This is a genomic window from Hydrogenophaga sp. FG152, from assembly GCF_057809615.1.
In genome coordinates this window covers 150376-168887 of the sequence record NZ_JBMDKH010000009.1, presented here as the reverse complement: position 1 = coordinate 168887, position 18512 = coordinate 150376, and the positions used below count along the sequence as shown (strand labels likewise).

The following is an 18512-nucleotide window of genomic DNA, read 5'->3' as shown; positions in this document are numbered from 1 at the left end:
GGTTAAACGACGTTTCTCGCTTCCCTTCTCTGATCGCAGACCGTGTCCATTCCTCCGGTCGGTGCGTAATCGGCAGTCATCGACCATGCACAAAGGAATTTGGCATGTCTGATTCGACATTCTTCGTCTCCGCTGCGGCCGTGCGCAATCTCAAGCACAGTGCGCAGTACCGCGTCAGCGGTGTCTCGTCCTCTCATCTCAGTGAAGCCCTCGCGTCGGCGCTCGGCTTCAAGACGCATGCGGCGCTGCGCGCCGCATTGGCCGGTCGCACGACCATCGAGGTGCCCAAGCCCAGCAATGCGCGCATGGTGCAGCGGCTCCAAGAGCTGGGCCACAACGCCACGCCGGACCTGCGCCTGGTCCCAGAGTTCGAACACTCGTACTCGCCCTTCCGCAACTTCCCGCTGACCAAGAAGCGCGGTGTGCGCTGGATGGGCTGGCGCAACCTGGTGGTCTCCGCCATCAATGCGGGCCTGGAACAACGACTGTTCGGGCTGGAGCCCAGCGACAACTGGTGGCCCGGCGGCAACCCGCACAGCCAGCTCTGCAAGCGGCACGTCTACCGCTTCGAGCTTGAGGACGGCCATGCGGCCGTGGCCGGCGTGAATGCCATCAGCGGTGACGAACTGACGATCAACGTGGTGCTTCACCCGCGGCACGAGGGAATCGAGCCCGACCGATTCAATGGTCTGCGCGATGGCGACGCCCATGCTCACGCCTGGGTGGAGCGCCGCCTGGGCGCGTGGGTTCAGGACGGCGGTGAGGACTTTTCCTGCAAACGAGCGGTCCAGCCCTGGCTGGCTCAACTGAAGATCGACACCAAGGGCTACTCGGATCAGGGCAGCTTCTTCATGTGACCTTGGTGACGGTGAATCCCGGGGCCGGGCGTGTCGGCGCCCAGCGCCGCCAGGCTCTCGGGCTGCGCCCCGTGCCGTCATGGCCGTCACGGCCCTTCGGCTTCGATCCTTCACGCCTGCGCGCTGCGCTTGCCAGGGGGCCGAATGCGTTCGTGCTCCGACGTCCGGCCCTGTCTTCCTCTGCCGTGCGAGCCGGGTGCTACGCCCTTGCTCGCTGCGCTGGGTTGCCTGGCATGCCGTTCTCCCTCACGCTGGCGGGCAGTTGGCCGAGGTGATCGCTACATACCGCATGGGTATTGGCACCGTACTGGTCGAACCTGACAGGCGACGTGCGATGCGAGGCGCCGGGTGGATGCTGCAGTGGCTTCTCGCGCCGTTGCGACTCTGACCAATAGCGCATGGGTAGTGGCCGCTGAAGTCTTGCCGGAGGCGTGATGAACGTGCTCGGCCATGAGGCTTTCGGGAAAGGTGCGTCCCAGGCGTCCTTGTCTCGTTGTGAATCCTGGCGGGGTCGCGGCTTCGCCTCGGGCTTGATGGCCGCAACCGTACGGCCCAAGAAATTTCCCCTCCGCTGCGCGGATTCCTCGCGAGGCAAATTTCCCGTGCCTGCCGGTCCTCCACGCTGTTGCGGCCCCTTCGCTGCGCTGCGGGGTGCGGCCCGCCCGTCCCCCGCCTGACGGATCACAACAAGGACGCGATGGGCGCGACCTTGGCAACCCGAAAGGAAATCATCATGGCCAACATCGGCACCTTCACCGCTCAGAACGACGGCTTTATCGGCACCGTTCGCACCCTCACGCTCAACGTCAAGGTCAAGTTCGTGCGCAACGACAAGGGCAGCGAGAACGCCCCCGACTACCGCATCCAGGCCGGAACCGGCTACGACATCGGCGCCGCCTGGAAGAAGGTCAGCCAGTCCGAACGCCCCTACCTGTCGGTGACGCTGGACGATCCTTCGTTCCCGGCCACCATCTACGCCCGCCTGATCGAGGAAGAAGACGGCACACACAACCTGATCTGGTCGCGCAGCAAGCCCACGGCCTGACGGCCGGTCCGATCCCGCCGCCCTGGCGGGATCGCTGCTGCAGGCCGAGCCTGCTGCAGTCTCAGGCCTCGGCCGAACCCAGTTGGGCTTCGGTCGCGGCCATCAGGTCGGTCGCACCGCACTCCAGCGCTGCCGCGATCTTGAAGATGAGCGGCAGCGAGGGAATGTGCTCGCCGCGCTCGATTTTGCCCATGTGCGAGCGCTCGATACCCGCGCGGTGCGCCAGCGCCTCCTGGGCCATGCCCTGCCCCGAGCGCAGCGCACGCACCGCCGCGCCGAAGGCTTGCGCCAGTTCGGCATCGAAGGTGGTGGCGCCGGCCGGACGGCCAGCCTGGACAGGACGCTTCTGCATGGACAGAAGCGTCCTGTCGAGAGACAATTAAAACCACGTTATCTTTAACTCATTGGCGATTTGAGCTGCCGCTTTGGTAAATCTCCGTATGGGTGCTTTTGTGCTTTTGCGTAACACTCGTGTATCTACGTAGAGCCTCACAGCCACCTTTGCTCATTCGAGCATTCACGTCATGCCGACTTTCAGCCTTCGTGCAAGGGTGCTTTTCTGCAAAAGCGCCTCTGCGCCTTTGCGGGGAGACACGAAAGCGGCTTTGGGATTCGGTGCTTCTGATGCAACACGTGTTTCCGCACAGCGCCACGCACCCTGACCATGCCGACTGAACCCCTTGTGACCGACGAGCAGCGCGCGCAGTTGCTGGAGAACGGACATGCTCGCGCCGCTGACGCGCAGGTCGACCTGTGGCCCGTGGTACGTCTTTTCACGCCGGACGCGCACGCGACCTGGCTGCTCGCCGCCCTCGACCCGGCCGATGGCGACACTGCCTGGGGGCTGTGCGACGTGGGCATCGGAATGCCCGAGCTGGGCACCATCAAGCTGTCGGACCTCGCGACCATCGTCGGTCCTCAGCAGATGCCGGTGCGGCGCGACCTGCACTTCCATGCCGTGCGACCGATGTCGGAATACCTGCGGCTGGCACAGGCCAACGGCTCGGTCACGGATTGAGCAAAGGATCGACGTGCGCGTCAGACCCTATGGGTCCGACTGCTGACGATGCCATTCCGGGTCACGATCCAGACCGAAATGGACATGACAAACACGCTGCACCACGCCATGGTCATTCTTGCCGCGATGGTCTTCCACCACGTGGCCGTCGCTTTGGGCTCGTTATTGGCGAGTCCAGCCACCATCGGACGATGAACCACCGCACAGCCCCTCACGACCGGATCGCCGACCGATGAACCCGTAGCCTTTGCCGGCCGATGCGACGTTCCTGCAGAAGAACAGGGAGTTCGCATATGGTCAATATCGAGGACGGCCAGTTGGCCGCCCGGCGTCCGCCCTGGCACGCCAGCGCGGCGTACCTCTACGTGCTGCAACTGGACGGCCCTGCGCTGGCCTGGGAGTACCTGCGGCGCCATCCCGGCTACCGGCAGGCCTGGCACACGCAGGCCGCCGACGCGGCGCAGCACTGGGGTTTGCGCACACTGGAAGACCCAGCGCTGGATGCGCGCGAAACGCTGCCCGACTGGCTCAACGCCCGGGCGTGCACCATTCGCGTGATACACGACGATGACCCCATCCCCGAAGCTTCCCCCTTTGAGCTCTGGCGCCTACCGGGTCGCAAGCAGTTGCAGCACGATGGCCGAGGCCTCTTGCTCGCCGCGCGCTGGCCCGGCTGTTGTGTACGCCTGAAGCTGGCGCCCGAGTTGCACGACGGCATGCCGCACGCATTCGCCATGCGCGCCTGCCAGGAGCCTTGCATGCGTTATCGTGACTTGGCAAACGATCTGGACCAACTGGCCGCCGCCAGTCGCTGCGAGCCCTCAGCCGCAACCTGTCCACGGCCCAGCCAAAGTGCCCTGCAGGCGCTGCTGACCCTGCAGGCCCTGGATGCCAGCCAGGCAGGCGCCTCGCTGCGCGAGATTGCCGAAGGGCTTTTCGGCTCGACCGAGGTCGCATCCGACTGGCACGCCGACAGCGCGCTGCGTGCCCGTGTGCGGCGCCTGGTGCAGCGTGGCCGTGCTCTGGTGGATGGCGGCTACCGCGAACTGGCGGGTCTCGATCAGCTCGCCCCTCCGCCCCTGGGACGAAACAGTCCCACCCCAGATCGTCCCTGAGCAAAACGCCCGCGCTTCCTGAGACTGCCTCCACCCGCCTGCAACTCCGCAGGCGGGCCTTCCAAACCGATGGAGGCGCCTCTCATGCGACCCTTTCCCTTGCGGCCTGCCGCCGCACCCGCCCACCCGCCACAGGCCACCGCACAAGCTGCACCCAAGCCACAACCGCCACGCTATCTCACCAACGACGAGGCCGCCGACTACCTGCGCCTGTCGCCGCGCACGCTGGAGAAACAGCGCGTCATCGGCGGCGGACCGCGCTTCCGCAAGTTCGGCCGGCGCGTCATGTACGCCGTCACCGACCTCGACACCTGGGCCGACCAGCGCAGCTTCGAGGCCACCTCCGACCCCGAGTACGCCGAGCACCACTCGGCCGACAGCCGTGCGCGCTGAGGGGCGCTGCGCGCCCTCTCCCTTGCCAACGGCTGATGACCTTGCCAGCGCCACGCCTCCAATGCCCGACGGAACAGCTCGACATGTTCTGCGCGCTGCCTGGCGACATGGCGCCGCGCGACAGCCAGGACCTGATGGCCTACCCCTTCTTCTCGCTGGCCAAGTCCCGGCGCACCAAGCCCATCGACTTTCGCAGCGGCAACGTCGCCATCCGAGTGGAAGGCACGCAGGAACACGGCATCGCCACCATCTGGGACGCCGACATCCTCATCTGGGCCGCCAGCCAGATCGTGGAAGCGCGCGACGCCGGCATCACCACCTCGCGGCTGATGCGTGCCCGGCCCTACGAAATCCTGCGCTTCATCGGGCGCGGGGTCTCGCTGCGCGACTACCAGCGCCTCAAGGCAGCGCTCGATCGCCTGCAGTCCACCACCGTGGCCACGTCCATTCGCGAGACCACCGGCCGACGCCTGCACCGGTTTTCGTGGATCAACGAGTGGAAGGAACTGGCCGACGCTCGCGGCACCCCGCTGGGCATCGAGCTGATCCTTCCGGACTGGTTCTACGCGGGCGTGTTGGACGCTGCCCTGGTGCTGACCATCGACCCGGCCTACTTCAACCTCACCGGTGGCATCGAGCGCTGGCTCTACCGCCTGGTACGCAAGCATGGCGGCCACCAGACCGGCGGCTGGCAGTTCGACTTCAAACACCTGCACCGCAAATCGGGCAGCACGGCGAAGCCGCACGACTTCGCCTGCGATCTACGCGCCCTGGTGGCGCGGCAGTCCATGCCCGGCTACCGCCTGGGCATCGTGCGCATGCCGGGCACGGGTGCCGAGGTGTTGACGTTCCGGCCGGTGCCGCCCACGGCACGGGGATAAGCGGTTCATGGCCTGTGGACGGGCTCGTGCCATCGGGCGTGCCAAGCGTCGTGCCATCAGGCGTGTGTCCATCGTGCCATCAGGCGTGCCGATCGGCCGTCAGCCCAACGGCGGCGCGGCTTTGCACCGGCCGTAACTGCCCTAACCAGATTCATCTAACTGGTGGTGGGAGCGCGCCGTTTCAGTGGACAAGTGACGACCGGCACGCCGCTGCCACCACGCTACGAGCAGACGGGGCGACGCGATGATCCTGGCCCTGCTCAACCAGAAAGGCGGCGTGGGCAAGACCACGCTGGCCACCCACATCGCGGGCGAGCTCGCGCTGCGGGGCCAGCAGGTGGTTCTGCTTGATGCCGACCCGCAGGGCTCGGCACTGGACTGGACCCAGCGCCGCAGCCAGCAGGGCCTGCCCCGGCTTTTCAGCGCCGTCGGCCTGGCCCGCGAAACCCTGCACCAGGAAGCGCCTGAACTCGCCCGGCGGGTCGATCACGTCGTCATCGACGGCCCGCCACGCATTGCGGCGCTGGCGCGCTCCGCGCTGCTGGCTTCCGACCGTGTGGTCATCCCGGTGCAGCCCAGCCCCTACGACCTGTGGGCCAGCGCCGAGATGGTGGCGCTGATCCGCGAAGCCCAAGTCTTCCGCCCGGCGCTGCGTGCAGCCTTTGTCATCAACCGACGCGTCAGCACCACCGTCATCGGCCGCGAAGCCCGCCAGGCGCTGGCCGAGCAGCCGCTGCCCGCGCTGCGCTCGGAGGTGCACCAGCGCATCGTGTTCGCCGACAGCGTGGCCGCCGGCCGGCTGGCCTGCGAAACTGCACCCGACAGCGCGGCCGCACGCGAGGTGACCGCCCTGGTCGATGAACTGCTGCGGTGGCCGTCATGACGGCAGAACACCCGTCGCGTGGCAAACGCATCGCCATCGGCGCACGCCCACCCGCCAACCCGCAGGCCGATGCCTGGGTGCGCCAGGGTGATGGCGAGGCGCTGCAGAAAGGCGATCTGTTCACCGCCCGCCTGACGCTGGATGTGACGCCCGCCATGCGCGCACGCATCAAGGTCTCGGCGTTCACCCAGGGCACCACCGTGGCCGAGTTGCTGCGCGCCTTGCTGGATCGCGAATTCCCGCAATCCCGTTCGGAGACATCCCCATGAACATGCACATCACGCCCGATGGCACGGCTGCGCACGGCGCAGCACGTTCGTCGCTGCCGCAGCCCCTTGCGCTGCAGCACAAACCAGCCGATACCCCACCACCGACCCGCGTCTCGCTGGCCTACGTCCACCAGCGGTTCAACCTCTACCTGCGCTTTGGGCAGCCCGAGCGCACCTTGCAACTTGACCACTGGCGTCGCTGCGCGATCTTCAATCCGTCTGCTATCTTCTGCCGCGTGCGCTGGCAGGCGAACGACCACGGCACGACGCTGTGGCAGTTGATGGTGCTGCAGGCCGGCACCCCGCTGGACGCCTTACAGCGCTTGCCCGGCGTGCGACCGGGAGCACGCGTGTTGCTGCACGTAGAAGGCGAACTGAAGGTGCGCGCCGTGCTTCAGCAGATCGATGCCATCGAGGCTCAAGACATCGACGCCTCCACCGTCACCGCCGCGTACTGGGGCACGCTGGGAAACCGCCTTGCGGCCTGGACTACTGGGCCGTCAGTCGCTCCGCTGCAACTGCCTGCATACAGCGCCGAACGTCACGCTGCAGCATTGACCACGGGGGACTTGCAATGAGCAGCTCTCGTGCTTCCATCCTTGCGCTCGGCAGCGCGGCGGCCATCGCATTGGCAGCACTTGCCTGTGCTTCGTTCGCCAAGCCTTCGCCACGCTTGGTCTACAACCCGTCAGACAGCGTGCCGGTTGGCTGGTACAGCATCAAGCCGCTGGAGCAGGACCCCACTCAGCAACCAACTGAGCTGCAAGTCGGAAGCATCGTGCTCGTCCACTTGCCTGCCGAAGCCGCAGCACTGGCTGCGCAGCGCGGATACTTGCCGCCGCGCGTGCCGTTGCTCAAGCGCGTGGGCGCCGTGGCGCCACAACGCGCGTGCATCACCGGCCAGGTTGTGCGCATTGACGGGCACACCGCGGCCACCGCATTGAGCGTTGACCGCATGGGCCGCCCGCTGCAAGGCTGGCCGCTATGCCGCCGCCTGCAGGCTGGCGAGGTCTTCCTGCTCAGCGTGACAAATCCGGCGTCGTTCGACAGCCGCTACTTCGGGCCGGTGCGCGCCGTCGATGTGATCGGCATTGCGCAGCCGCTGTGGCTGCTGGAGCAGCCATGACGGCCGCAAGACGACAGTCGCCGTCGCCGCCGATGCATCGCCTCACCGTGCCCGTCGGCCCTGTGGACGGCGCAGGCACACGGGGAAAGATGCAGGGCAAGATAAAAGGTCGCGGCACTCAGCCGCTTGAAAACCCTGTCTGCACGTGGGGGTGGCGCGGCACGCGCCAAGGGGCAGCGGCGTGCTGCGAGAGTGCGCAACGCTGCATCGGCATTGGCGAAGGTGCGTGCTTCGCTCGCTTGGCTGCGCCGGTCTTGGATGGAATCGCCCGATGAGCCGCAGCAATGAAGACCACTTTCGGATCCGTCCCGGCACGCCGAAACAGCGTGGCGACGCTTTCATCAACAAGGTGCTGCGCCAGACCAACAAGGCGGGTGCCAAGCTCGGCAAGACGGTCGACAAAGTCGGACTGCGACCCGGCTCCCGGCTGGGGCGCGGCCACGTCGCGGCCCGTTTCGCCGGAGCCTCGCTCACGCCCAACGCCCGCCGCGTGACGATCAAGGCGCGCCTGGTCCATATGGCCAAGGCCGGGCCGCGCTCAGCCGCTACGCACCTGCGCTACATCGAACGCGAAGGGGTCGATCGCCAAGGCGGGCCGGGCCACGCCTATGGTCCGACCACTGGCGTGGCGGACACCGCCGCTTTCGAGGAGCGCGGACGCGAAGATCGCCACCAATTCCGCTTCATCGTCTCACCGGAAGACGCCGAACAGCTCGATGACCTGCGCACCTATACCCGGCACCTGATGGCGCGGATGGAGGCCGACCTTGGCACGCGGCTGGACTGGGTTGCGGTGGATCACTGGAACACCGACAACCCGCACACGCACGTCGTCCTGCGCGGCAAGGACGACACCGGCAAAGACCTCATCATTTCCCGCGATTACATCGCCGTGGGAATGCGCCACCGGGCCGCCGAACTGGCAACCGGATGGCTGGGGCCGCTCACCGAGCTGGAGATCCAACACGCCATGCAGCGCGAAGTCGACCAGGAGCGGTGGACAGGGTTGGACCGCACCTTGCAGCGTGAGGTCAAGGACGGTCTGGTGCCGCCGGATGCGCTGGCCGCACCCCGGCTGCAACGCCAGCGGCAGATGCTGATCGGTCGTCTGCAGCGCTTGCAACGCCTTGGCCTGGCGACCGAGCAACAGCTCGGCACGTGGGCCATCCACGCCGATGCCGAACCGACTCTGCGAGCCATGGGCGAGCGCGGCGACATCATCCGCACGATGCAACGCGTCATGAGCGGCAAGCAGCGAGAGTTGGCCGTGTTCCAGTCTGGCGCGGATGGCCACACCATCGTAGGCCGCGTCGTAGCTAAAGGGCTGGCAGACGAGCTGCACGACAAGGGCTATCTGGTCATCGACGGGACCGACGGCAAGGCGCACTACGTCGCTCTGCCACCGCGGTCGGAACTGGAGCAATACCCCACAGGCGCCGTGGTGGAGGTGAAAGGTTCTCCCGACGTGCGCGCGGCTGACCGGAACATCGCCGCGCTGTCGGTGAACGGCATCTATCGCACCGATCATCACCTGGCGCTCGCCCAAGGTCAGGCCACGCCCAATCGCGACCCGCGCGAGGTGGTGGCCGCGCATGCGCGCCGGCTCGAAGCTCTGCGCCGTGCCGGCATCGCGGAGCGCGAGGCCGAAGGCGTTTGGCGCATACCCAGCGACCTGACCGAACAAGGCCGCCAATACGATGTCCAGCGCCTGGGCGGTGGCGTTGCTGTGGAACTGAAGGCACACCTGCCCATCGAAAGGCAGACCCGCGTGATCGGCGCGACCTGGCTGGATCAGCAGTTGATCAGCGGTGGCAAGGGGCTGGGAGATGTGGGCTTTGGCGGGGAGGTCAAGGACGCGCTGCAGCAACGGGTTGATTTTCTGGCCGAACAGGGGCTGGCTGAGCGGCGCGGGCAGCATGTGGTTTTGGCTCGCAGTCTTTTGGCGACGCTGCGCGGACGCGAGCTAAAAAGGACTGCGCAGGACGTCACAGCAGAAACCAGCCTGGAATATCGTCCAATTGCCGACGGTCAGCGTGTGGTGGGCATCTATCGCCGCAGCTTCATGCTCGCCAGCGGGCGCTACGCTATGCTGGATGACGGCATAGGGTTCAGCCTGGTGCCCTGGAACCCAACCATTGAGCAGCGGGTGGGAAAGAACATTTCGGCCGTTGTGCGTGGAGGATGCGTGGTGTTGGACAGCAGAAAACAAATAGGGTTGCCTATTGGATAGGTTGCTTGCAGCCAATGCGCGGTCAAATCTCCTCGGTTGCATTCATCAACAGCAGGTCAGTTAACCCCAGCGGTCAGCCTGTAGTTCAGAACTGTCCGGTTTCCCCGGGGGAACTTCACCGAGGCTGCGCCGGCTCCTGGGTCGTGTGAGCCAGGCGTAGAACCCGCCACGCGAGACACCGAGCGCCTCGCACATCAGATTGACCGGCCAGGCCCCTCGGTGTTTCGCCACGAAGCCGAACTTCACATCGACTCCTTCGCGAAGTAGGCCGCGGCTCTTTCAGGATGTCGCGCTCCATCTTGAGCTTGGCCACTTCCTTGCGCAGCCGCGCTATCTCGGCGTCCTGGACCTTCTGTTTGCCGTTACCAGGAAACGCCTCCTGGGGCTCCTCTGGTCGATAGCAATTTTGGACAACAACTTTATTCAATTCATTCAATACGCCATGCACCTACGTTTCGAAAATGGGAAGAGCTTCATCCAACCGCCCACAAGGAGACATCATGAGTATTTCACCCCCGGCCGATTTCTTGCGCAAGCTCTACCAGTCCTGGTCAGAGCGCATGGTGGCCAACCCTGCACTGACCATCGCCGACCTGCGAAGTCTGTTTGACGAGTGGCACCAGCCCACCATGGAGCCCGAGGGGGTCACCTACAAGTCAGAGGTGGTGGCCGGTATTGAGGCCATCTGGGCGCTGCCCGTAGGCGCCGATACTTCCAAAGTGATTCTCTATACCCATGGCGGGGGCTTCGCGGTCGGATCGGCAGCCAGCCATCGCAAGCTCGCCGGGCATCTGGCCAAACACCTGGGCGTCACGGCTGTGGTCATCGACTACCGTCGCGCTCCCGAGCATCCGTTCCCCGCCCAAATCGAAGATGCAACGGCTGTCTACCGGGACCTGCTTTCGAGAGGGTACAAGGCGCAGGACATCACCACCAGTGGTGACTCCGCGGGCGGCAATCTGGCCATCGCGACGGTGCTGAAATTACGTGATGACGGTGTGCCATTGCCGGGTTCGGTCATCGCGTTTTCGCCCTGGCTGGACATGGAGCATGTGGGCAAGACGCTGGAGACCAATGCGGCCACTGATGCCCTGGTTGGAAAGGGCATTCTGGAGGCCATGTCTGGCATGTTCCTAGGCGAGCAGGGGTCGCGAACGGATCCTTTGGCCAATCCGCTCAAGGCGAACTACAAGGGCTTTCCGCGCCTGTATGTCAACGCCGGTTCCAACGAGACGCTGCTTGATAACGCCACCGGCCTGGCCAGCATCGCCAAGGACGCAGGGGTCCAGGTGACGCTCTCTGTGGTGGACGGCATGCAGCACGTTTTCCCCTTCCTGGCCGGCCGTGCCGTGGAGGCGGATGAGGAACTGCGTCGCATCGCGAAGTGGTTCAAGGGCAGCTGACGCTCGCTCATTTCCTTGCCTGAGCCGTATCGGCTCAGGTTCTCCTTTCTTTCAGTTCATTCAACGGGAGCCAAAGTGCCCTCGCAGGGCGGAGCTTTGGCGCCATCAAAGAGACAAGTCATGAAAAACACAACCCATTTCGACGCAATCATCATTGGCGCGGGCTTCGGCGGCATGTACATGCTGAAGAAGCTGCGCGATGAACAAGGCTTGAAGGTCCGCGTCTTTGACAAGGCGGGCGGCGTGGGCGGCACCTGGTACTGGAACCGCTACCCGGGTGCGCTCTCCGACACCGAGAGCTTTGTGTACTGCTACTCGTGGGACAAAGCGCTGCTGCAGGAGATGCACATCACCACCCGCTATCTGACCCAGCCACAGATTCTTTCCTATCTGGAACATGTGGCGGATCGCTACAAGCTTCGGCCCGACATCCAGCTCAACACCGGCATTTCGGCTGCTCACTTCAATGAGTCCACCAAGACCTGGGAAGTCACCACCGATACGGGCGAAACCTACACCGCCAAGTTCATTGTGACGGCGCTCGGTTTGCTGTCGGCGACCAACATCCCCAACATCAAAGGCCGGGACAGCTTCCAGGGCGAGTGGTACCACACCGGCAACTGGCCCGAGGGCGTTCAATTCGAAGGCAAGCGCGTGGGCGTGATCGGTACCGGCTCCACCGGCACCCAGGTCATCACCGCGATCGCGCCAAAGGTCGAGCACCTGACTGTCTTCCAACGCTCACCCCAATACAGCGTCCCGGTCGGCAATGGCCCAGTGACGGCGGACTACGTGGCGGATGTGAAGAAGAACTACGACGAAATCTGGGAACAGGTAAAGGGTTCCGTTGTCGCTTTCGGCTTCAAAGAGAGCACCGTCTCTGCAATGAGCGTGTCCGAGGAGGAGCGCAAAGCCGTGTTCCAGAAGGCTTGGGAGAACGGTGGCGGTTTTCGCTTCATGTTCGAGACCTTCTGCGACATCGCCACCGACGAGCAGGCTAACCTGGCGGCGCAGGACTTCATCCGCAGCAAGATCGCCGAAATCGTCAAGGATCCGGAAGTTGCTCGCAAGCTGATGCCGCAGGACCTGTACGCCAAGCGCCCGCTGTGCGACAGCGGCTACTACGCGACCTACAACCGGCCGAACGTCAAACTGCTCGACGTCAAGGCCAACCCGATCGCCGAGATCACCCCCAAAGGCGTGCGCACAGCGGATGGTGTGGAGCATGAACTCGACATGCTGATCTTCGCCACGGGTTTCGATGCGGTGGACGGCAACTACACCAAGATCGACATCCGCGGGCGCAACGGACTGAGCATCAAGGACCACTGGAAATCCGGTCCGACCAGCTACCTGGGCATGACGAATGTGAACTACCCCAACATGTTCATGGTGCTCGGACCCAACGGCCCCTTCACCAACCTGCCGCCGTCGATTGAGACCCAGGTCGAGTGGATCAGTGAACTGATCAGCGAGGTCAATGCCAAGGACATGAGCACGGTGGAACCCACCAAATCAGCCGAGGCCAGCTGGACCAAGACCTGTCAGGAAATAGCCGGCATGACCCTGTTTCCAAAAGCCGAGTCGTGGATCTTCGGCGCCAACATTCCAGGCAAGAGCAACACGGTCTATTTCTACATGGCCGGTCTTGGCGCCTACCGCCAACAACTCTCCACTGTCAAGAGCGAGGGCTATCAGGGCTTCCTGTTCCAGTAATTCCCGTAGGCACAAACAAACGAAAGAGACAACATGAAACGCGTACAAGACAAAGTGATTCTCGTGACCGGTGGCGCCATGGGCATGGGGCAGTCGCACAGCGAACTGCTCGCATCGCAAGGCGCCTGGGTGTTCGTTGCGGATGTGAACCAGACGCAGGGGCAAAGCACCGTGGACGGCATCCGCAAGAACGGTGGCAAGGCCGACTTCCTGAAACTGGACGTTACCCAGGAAGCCGACTGGAACGCCGCGGTCAACCAGATCGTCGAACGCGCAGGGCGCCTGGATGTGCTGGTCAACAACGCCGGCATCCTGATTCTGAAGCCGGTGCAGGACACGAGCAACCAGGAATGGGACCGCATCTTCGATGTCAATGTGCGCAGCGTCTTCATCGGAACCCGTGCGGCCATCCCCGTGATGCAGAAGCAGGGTGGCGGAACGATCGTCAATGTCTCGTCCATTTACGGACTGGTTGGTGCCCCGGGCGCGAGTGCCTATGAGGCATCGAAGGGAGCGGTGCGCCTGTTCACCAAGTCCTGCGCGGTGGATCTCGCACCCTTCAACATCCGTGTGAACTCGGTCCATCCGGGCGTCATCGAGACGCAGATGACAAAAGCACTTCTGGATGATCCCGCCGTGCGCCCGCTCCTGCTGGGGCCAACGTTGCTCAAGCGGCCAGCGCAGCCAATCGAAGTGTCGCAGGCGGTTCTGTTCCTTGCATCCGATGAATCGTCCTTCGTGCATGGCGCGGAACTCGTGGTCGATGGTGGTTACACCGCCAACTGATCCGTGCTTGGGTCAATGCCTTCAAGAAGGCATTGACCCTGCGTCTTACCCATCACCAGGAACATCCGATGCGCTGCTATTGCGTGACTCACCACGGCCAGCCACTTGAACTGCTTGAACGACCCGATCCCCAACCGCGTGGGACCGAAGTTCTGCTGCGGGTCAAGGCGGCCGGACTTTGCCATACCGATCTTCACCTGTGGGAGGGCTACTACGACCTGGGGGGCGGCCGCCGACTCCAGCTTGCGGATCGGGGCATCAAGCCCCCTCTCACGCTGAGTCACGAAATTTGTGGGGAGGTGGTGTCAGCGGGTCCCGACGCGGGCCCTGTGCCAACGGGTACAACAGTGCTCGTGCATCCATGGATCGGATGCGGCGAGTGCCCCACCTGCCTTCGGGGCGAAGAGCATCTGTGTTTGAAATCCCAGTCGCTGGGTGTGGTGCGCCCTGGGGGCTTCGCTGAATACGTGCTGGTTCCACACCCGCGCTATCTGGTGGATCTCAATGGGCTGGATCCGATCAGCGCAGCACCTCTGGCCTGTGCGGGCGTGACGACCTACAGCGCATTGAAGAAACTGGGTGAACGCCTGCAGCAGGACCCGGTGGTCATCATCGGTGCGGGCGGGCTGGGGCTGATGGCACTCGAAGTCCTGAAGGTACTGGATGGCAAGGGTGCCATCGTGGTCGATATCGATCCGGTCAAACGAGCGGCGGCAGTGGCGGCCGGGGCCTTGATGGCCATCGATGGCAAGGCCGAAGATGCGGTCAAGCAGATCGTCAAAGCCACCGGCGGCGGTGCCCGGTCGGTATTGGATCTGGTCGGGGCGGCGTCGACGGCCACCTTGGCCATCAATGCTTCTGCACGCGATGGGCACATCGTGATGTGCGGCTTGATGGGCGGTGAGATCAGTCTGTCTTTGCCTGTGATTGCCATGCGCCCGCTGACTTTGCAGGGCAGCTATGTGGGCACGCTCTCGGAGTTGAAGGAGTTGGTCCAACTCTTCAAGGGCAAAAACGTGCGCGCCATTCCCATTGTGAGCCGGCCACTGAGTGAAGCCAACGCAGCGATGGAAGACCTTCTGCATGGCCGCGTGGTTGGCCGCACGATCCTTGTTCCCTGACCCGACCCACGACTCCTGAACCATGTACCCAGAAATTACCCAATACATCGATGGCGAGTTTGTTCAAGGCGAAGGTCGCCGCGAAACGGATGTGCTGAACCCCGCCACCAACCTGCCGATCGGGAAACTGCCTCACGCGACGAAAACCGATCTGGACCGCGCCTTGTCGAGTGCCCAGCGGGCGTTTGAATCCTGGCGAAACAGTTCACCCATGCTGCGCAGCCAGATATTGCGCAAGGTGGGCGAACTGGCCCGCGAGCGAGCCCAGACGATCGGGCGAAATATCACGCTGGATCAAGGCAAGCCTTTGGCCGAGGCGGTGGGGGAGGTGACCGTCTGCTCAGAACACGCCGACTGGCATGCCGAAGAGTGCCGTCGCATCTACGGTCGGGTCATTCCGGCACGTTCCAACCAGGTGCAGCAAACGGTCTTGCGCGAGCCGATTGGCGTGTGCGTGGCATTTTCGCCCTGGAACTTCCCCTTTAACCAGGCCATCCGCAAGGTGGCTGCAGCGATAGGCGCCGGCTGCTCGGTGATCGTCAAGGGTTCCAGCGACACCCCGAGCGCTGTGGTGGCCATCGCCCATCTGTTTCACGATGCAGGTTTGCCGCCCGGAGTGCTGAACGTGGTCTGGGGTGACTCGGGAATGATCTCGGATCACTTGATCCGGTCTCCCATCGTGCGCAAGATTTCGTTCACGGGCTCTACCCCTGTTGGTCAGCAACTGGCCGCTTTGGCTGGCTCGCTGATGAAGCGCTGCACGATGGAACTGGGTGGGCACGCGCCGGTCATCGTGTGCGATGACGCAGATATCGACACTGCTGTCGACCAGCTGGTGGGCTACAAGTTTCGGAACGCCGGTCAGGTTTGTGTATCTCCAACGCGCTTCTTTGTGCAGGAAGGGGCCTACGACCACTTTGTGGACCGATTCGTTGCCAAGACCCAGGCCATCAAGGTGGGCGACGGGCTTGAGGCCGGGACCCGAATGGGGCCGTTGGCCCAGCGTCGCCGCATCGCAGCCATGGATAGATTTGTTGACGATGCGCGTCAGCGTGGTGCCAACATCCGGACAGGTGGTCATGCATTGCCAGGCGAGGGAAATTTTTATGCGCCCACCGTCATCACGGACTTGCCTGAAGACGCCCGCTTCTTGAATGAAGAGCCGTTCGGTCCGATGGCTGGAATTGTGCGCTTCGGGAACTTGGAGGATGCGTTGCAGCGCGCCAACCGACTGCCCTTTGGCTTGGCTTCCTATGCCTTCACAAGGTCAGCCAAAAACGCGCATGCCATCTCTCGTGGGCTGGAGGCCGGCATGGTGTCGATCAACCACATCGGATTGGCGCTGGCCGAGACACCGTTTGGGGGCCTCAAGGAGAGCGGCTACGGCAGCGAAGGCGGTAGCGAAACGTTCGATGGCTACCTGACCACCAAATTCATATCCCAACTCAACTGACGTTCTCGATGACCGCGGCTGCTGAACCCAGCCGCTTGGTTCGTTGAGTACGTGAACGAAAAAGGAGAAACATCGACACCCGATGAGTTCATATTTTTGCCCATGACTGTGCCGAACGCTCTTGGTCCAACGTGTCCTTGAGTATGTGATTCAAAAATATTTTCCAGGAGACAAGATGAATATTCAGTGCTTCCGCAGCTTGGCCGGGCTGCGTTCTGTGTTTGCGATGGTTCTTACTGCATCCGTGGTGAGCTCGGTCCATGCCATCGACACCGATCCAGGGGATTGGACCGCCCCGCCACCAGGCACCAACCTGTTTCTTCTCTACGCGCAGCACGCCAACAGGAACGCTCTCTACACCAACGGGCAACAAACCCCTAACGCAAAACTTGGCTCGGACGTGGCCATTCTTCGGTATGTTCGTCCAGTTGATGTCTCGGGCCTGATCGTTGCACCTCAGGTGTTGCTGCCTTGGGCGCGTTTGCGCACAGGTGGCGTGGTCGCAGGGCTTGGCAATGCGTCGAGTACCGGTGACTTGATCTTGGCCAGCCCGATCTGGTTTGCCAAGGCGGGCACGGCGTCGCGGAACTCTTTCTCGTTTGCTCCCTACCTGGTCCTGCCAACCGGTGATTACGACAAGGGTCAGACACTCAACATTGGTGAGAACCGATGGAAAGCTATTTTCCAGTTCGGTGGTACGTATCAACTGAGCAAGCAGATTGATGCAGAAGGGGCTATCGACGCAACCCTGTTCGGGAAGAACAAGGATTTTGGGGCCTCGGGTGCGGACACGCTTCAACAAAAACCGCTCTACCAACTGCAGGGTTCGCTGAACTGGCATCAAAGCCCGGGTACCTTGTTTGCAGTGGGCCTGTCACACACCTTTGGCGGCGTTCAGACGGTAAACGGCGTGTCCTTGAACAACGAGATGGCCACCACGAAAATGGCCCTGACAGCATCGACTTTTGTCAGTCCCTCCCTACAAGTGTTGGTGTCTGTCGGTCGCGATTTGAAGGTCGACAACGGATTCAAGGAATCCAGTCGTCTGAACGTCAGGATGCTCAAGGTATTCTGATTCGGTGGCCGACAACTGGCCATCGGTCCGGTAGGACCGATGGCCAAAGGTTGTCAGAACACCATTGGCGCATGCGTGGCAAAGCACCTTTCCCGTTACTCGCATCGCGAGCAGCAGGTACGTGTTTCTTCCCTGCCAACGCATCGCTCGGCGCTGAACGCACCCGTCTGGGCAAACCCTATAAACGCCATCGCTGGGAAGCTGTAAATTGATTGGTTAGTTTTCGGAGCTTGTTTCATGAACGCCTTGATCACGCCCGACGAAGTGCCGCGTTGGATCCCCGGCCGACTCACTCTGGATAGCACGCCTCTGGGGTGGGAAGAAACCGTTCTGAAGGGCTATCGCTACGACAGTCTCGATGTCGAAATACCCACGATGCGCGATTTCATGATCGTCGTCTATCGGGGTGGTGTGGCAGAAATGAGCCGACGAAGCGGTGGTCCTTGGCAGTCGGCAAGGGTCGAGCCGGGTGTTGTTTCCATCTTGACCCGCGCAGAACAGTCTCGGTGGCGATGGGACAAGGCGATCGATGTGTCCCATCTATACCTTTCCCAAAGCGCCGTTGCGCGTGTCGCTGGCGAAGTCTTCGACAAAGACATCAGGGATGTGGAGATGCAGGACATGATCCGGGCCGAAGATCCTGTTTTGCCTGCCTTGATCACCTTGTTTGAGAACGAACTCAACTGCGGCATGCTGGGCGGCCAACTCTATGTGGACGCCTTGAAGGCTCAACTGTGCATTCACATGTTGCGCCAATACGCCAAGGTCGTTTTTCGGGAATACCGCTCTTATGGCCGACTGTCTCCGGCGCAGTGTCGGCTGGTGGTGCAGTACATAGAAGAACACCTTGATCAGAATATTTCACTGCAGGATCTGGCAGGACTGGCCCAGTTGAGCGTCTTCGCTTTCATGCGTAAGTTTCGAGCCGAGTTTCAGTGTGCTCCACACGCCTATGTACTGGATCAACGGGTCAAGCACGCCCAGCGACAACTGGCGCGTCCGGACGTTCCGCTCAAGGTGGTGGCCGCCAACTGCGGGTTTTCAGATCAGAGCCACATGACCCGCGTTTTTAGACGTGTTCTCAACGTGACCCCTGCCGAGTTCAGGCGGTCTTGCGCCAGCACTTGAGGCGCTTGGGCCC

General features: G+C 63.0%; 19 protein-coding genes and 1 pseudogene. 18 read left to right on the top strand and 2 right to left on the bottom strand.

Translation table 11 applies throughout. The features are described from left to right. Window positions 1-104: 104 nt before the first annotated feature. Both ACODTB_RS13150 and ACODTB_RS13145 read left to right on the top strand, forming a co-directional pair. Window positions 105-857: a hypothetical protein gene (locus ACODTB_RS13150; protein ID WP_086920777.1), complete on the top strand. Its 753-nt coding sequence runs from the start codon at window positions 105-107 to the stop codon at window positions 855-857. A gap of 733 nt (window positions 858-1590) precedes the next feature. Beyond that, on the top strand, window positions 1591-1902 hold the full coding sequence (locus ACODTB_RS13145) for a DUF736 domain-containing protein (RefSeq protein ID WP_086920778.1): 312 nt from the start codon (window positions 1591-1593) through the stop codon (window positions 1900-1902). A 61-nt stretch (window positions 1903-1963) separates the two neighbouring features. Here ACODTB_RS13145 and ACODTB_RS13140 read toward each other — a convergent pair whose 3' ends face one another. Continuing rightward, window positions 1964-2254, bottom strand: coding sequence for a helix-turn-helix domain-containing protein (locus tag ACODTB_RS13140; protein WP_060986960.1), 291 nt, complete (start codon window positions 2252-2254; stop codon window positions 1964-1966). Between the two features lie 312 nt (window positions 2255-2566). Here ACODTB_RS13140 and ACODTB_RS13135 point away from each other — a divergent pair, with 312 nt between their 5' ends. The 9 genes from ACODTB_RS13135 to ACODTB_RS13095 all read left to right on the top strand — a co-directional run bounded on the left by ACODTB_RS13135 (window position 2567) and on the right by ACODTB_RS13095 (window position 9817). After that, complete coding sequence (locus tag ACODTB_RS13135; RefSeq protein ID WP_086920779.1) at window positions 2567-2920, top strand: DUF2958 domain-containing protein; 354 nt, start codon at window positions 2567-2569, stop codon at window positions 2918-2920. Window positions 2921-3213: 293 nt separating this feature from the next. Next, the gene (locus tag ACODTB_RS13130) at window positions 3214-4035 is read left to right on the top strand and encodes a DUF2285 domain-containing protein (protein ID WP_086920780.1); all 822 of its coding nucleotides are present in this window, start codon (window positions 3214-3216) and stop codon (window positions 4033-4035) included. Between the two features lie 84 nt (window positions 4036-4119). Then, the gene (locus ACODTB_RS13125) at window positions 4120-4428 is read left to right on the top strand and encodes a helix-turn-helix domain-containing protein (RefSeq protein WP_086920781.1); all 309 of its coding nucleotides are present in this window, start codon (window positions 4120-4122) and stop codon (window positions 4426-4428) included. 35 nt (window positions 4429-4463) lie between these two features. Continuing rightward, a complete protein-coding gene (locus ACODTB_RS13120) occupies window positions 4464-5309 on the top strand; it encodes a replication initiator protein A (RefSeq protein WP_086920782.1) in 846 nt (281 codons plus the stop codon). A gap of 244 nt (window positions 5310-5553) precedes the next feature. Beyond that, window positions 5554-6192 (top strand): ParA family partition ATPase, encoded by a 639-nt coding sequence (parA, locus tag ACODTB_RS13115; protein ID WP_086920783.1) that lies wholly within the window; start codon window positions 5554-5556, stop codon window positions 6190-6192. Continuing rightward, on the top strand, window positions 6189-6461 hold the full coding sequence (locus tag ACODTB_RS13110; RefSeq protein ID WP_086920852.1) for a chromosome partitioning protein ParB: 273 nt from the start codon (window positions 6189-6191) through the stop codon (window positions 6459-6461). Before parA ends, ACODTB_RS13110 begins: the two co-directional genes overlap by 4 nt. Next, on the top strand, window positions 6458-7039 hold the full coding sequence (locus tag ACODTB_RS13105) for a DUF2840 domain-containing protein (RefSeq protein WP_238136742.1): 582 nt from the start codon (window positions 6458-6460) through the stop codon (window positions 7037-7039). Before ACODTB_RS13110 ends, ACODTB_RS13105 begins: the two co-directional genes overlap by 4 nt. Continuing rightward, window positions 7036-7587: a S26 family signal peptidase gene (locus tag ACODTB_RS13100; RefSeq protein WP_086920784.1), complete on the top strand. Its 552-nt coding sequence runs from the start codon at window positions 7036-7038 to the stop codon at window positions 7585-7587. The genes ACODTB_RS13105 and ACODTB_RS13100 overlap by 4 nt, the downstream gene beginning before the upstream one ends. Window positions 7588-7858: 271 nt before the next feature. Further along, a complete protein-coding gene (locus ACODTB_RS13095) occupies window positions 7859-9817 on the top strand; it encodes a relaxase/mobilization nuclease and DUF3363 domain-containing protein (RefSeq protein WP_086920786.1) in 1959 nt (652 codons plus the stop codon). 120 nt (window positions 9818-9937) lie between these two features. On the opposite strand, the pseudogene ACODTB_RS13090 reads toward ACODTB_RS13095, so the two are convergent. Beyond that, a pseudogene (locus ACODTB_RS13090) lies at window positions 9938-10193 on the bottom strand (IS3 family transposase); the annotation flags it as partial. Window positions 10194-10317: 124 nt separating this feature from the next. Here ACODTB_RS13090 and ACODTB_RS13085 point away from each other — a divergent pair. The 7 genes from ACODTB_RS13085 (at window position 10318) to ACODTB_RS13055 (ending at window position 18499) form a co-directional block, all read left to right on the top strand. After that, entirely contained in the window at window positions 10318-11220 is a 903-nt protein-coding gene (locus tag ACODTB_RS13085) for an alpha/beta hydrolase (protein WP_488929389.1), read from the top strand. 120 nt (window positions 11221-11340) lie between these two features. Further along, the gene (locus ACODTB_RS13080) at window positions 11341-12936 is read left to right on the top strand and encodes a flavin-containing monooxygenase (RefSeq protein ID WP_488929388.1); all 1596 of its coding nucleotides are present in this window, start codon (window positions 11341-11343) and stop codon (window positions 12934-12936) included. A 33-nt stretch (window positions 12937-12969) separates the two neighbouring features. After that, entirely contained in the window at window positions 12970-13722 is a 753-nt protein-coding gene (locus ACODTB_RS13075) for a glucose 1-dehydrogenase (RefSeq protein WP_488929387.1), read from the top strand. A 32-nt stretch (window positions 13723-13754) separates the two neighbouring features. Beyond that, complete coding sequence (locus ACODTB_RS13070; protein ID WP_488929386.1) at window positions 13755-14843, top strand: alcohol dehydrogenase; 1089 nt, start codon at window positions 13755-13757, stop codon at window positions 14841-14843. 22 nt (window positions 14844-14865) lie between these two features. Next, window positions 14866-16296 (top strand): NAD-dependent succinate-semialdehyde dehydrogenase, encoded by a 1431-nt coding sequence (locus ACODTB_RS13065; protein ID WP_488929385.1) that lies wholly within the window; start codon window positions 14866-14868, stop codon window positions 16294-16296. 175 nt (window positions 16297-16471) lie between these two features. After that, window positions 16472-17371 (top strand): transporter, encoded by a 900-nt coding sequence (locus ACODTB_RS13060; protein WP_436180415.1) that lies wholly within the window; start codon window positions 16472-16474, stop codon window positions 17369-17371. A 237-nt stretch (window positions 17372-17608) separates the two neighbouring features. Beyond that, window positions 17609-18499, top strand: coding sequence for a helix-turn-helix domain-containing protein (locus ACODTB_RS13055; RefSeq protein WP_436180416.1), 891 nt, complete (start codon window positions 17609-17611; stop codon window positions 18497-18499). Window positions 18500-18512: the final 13 nt, after the last annotated feature.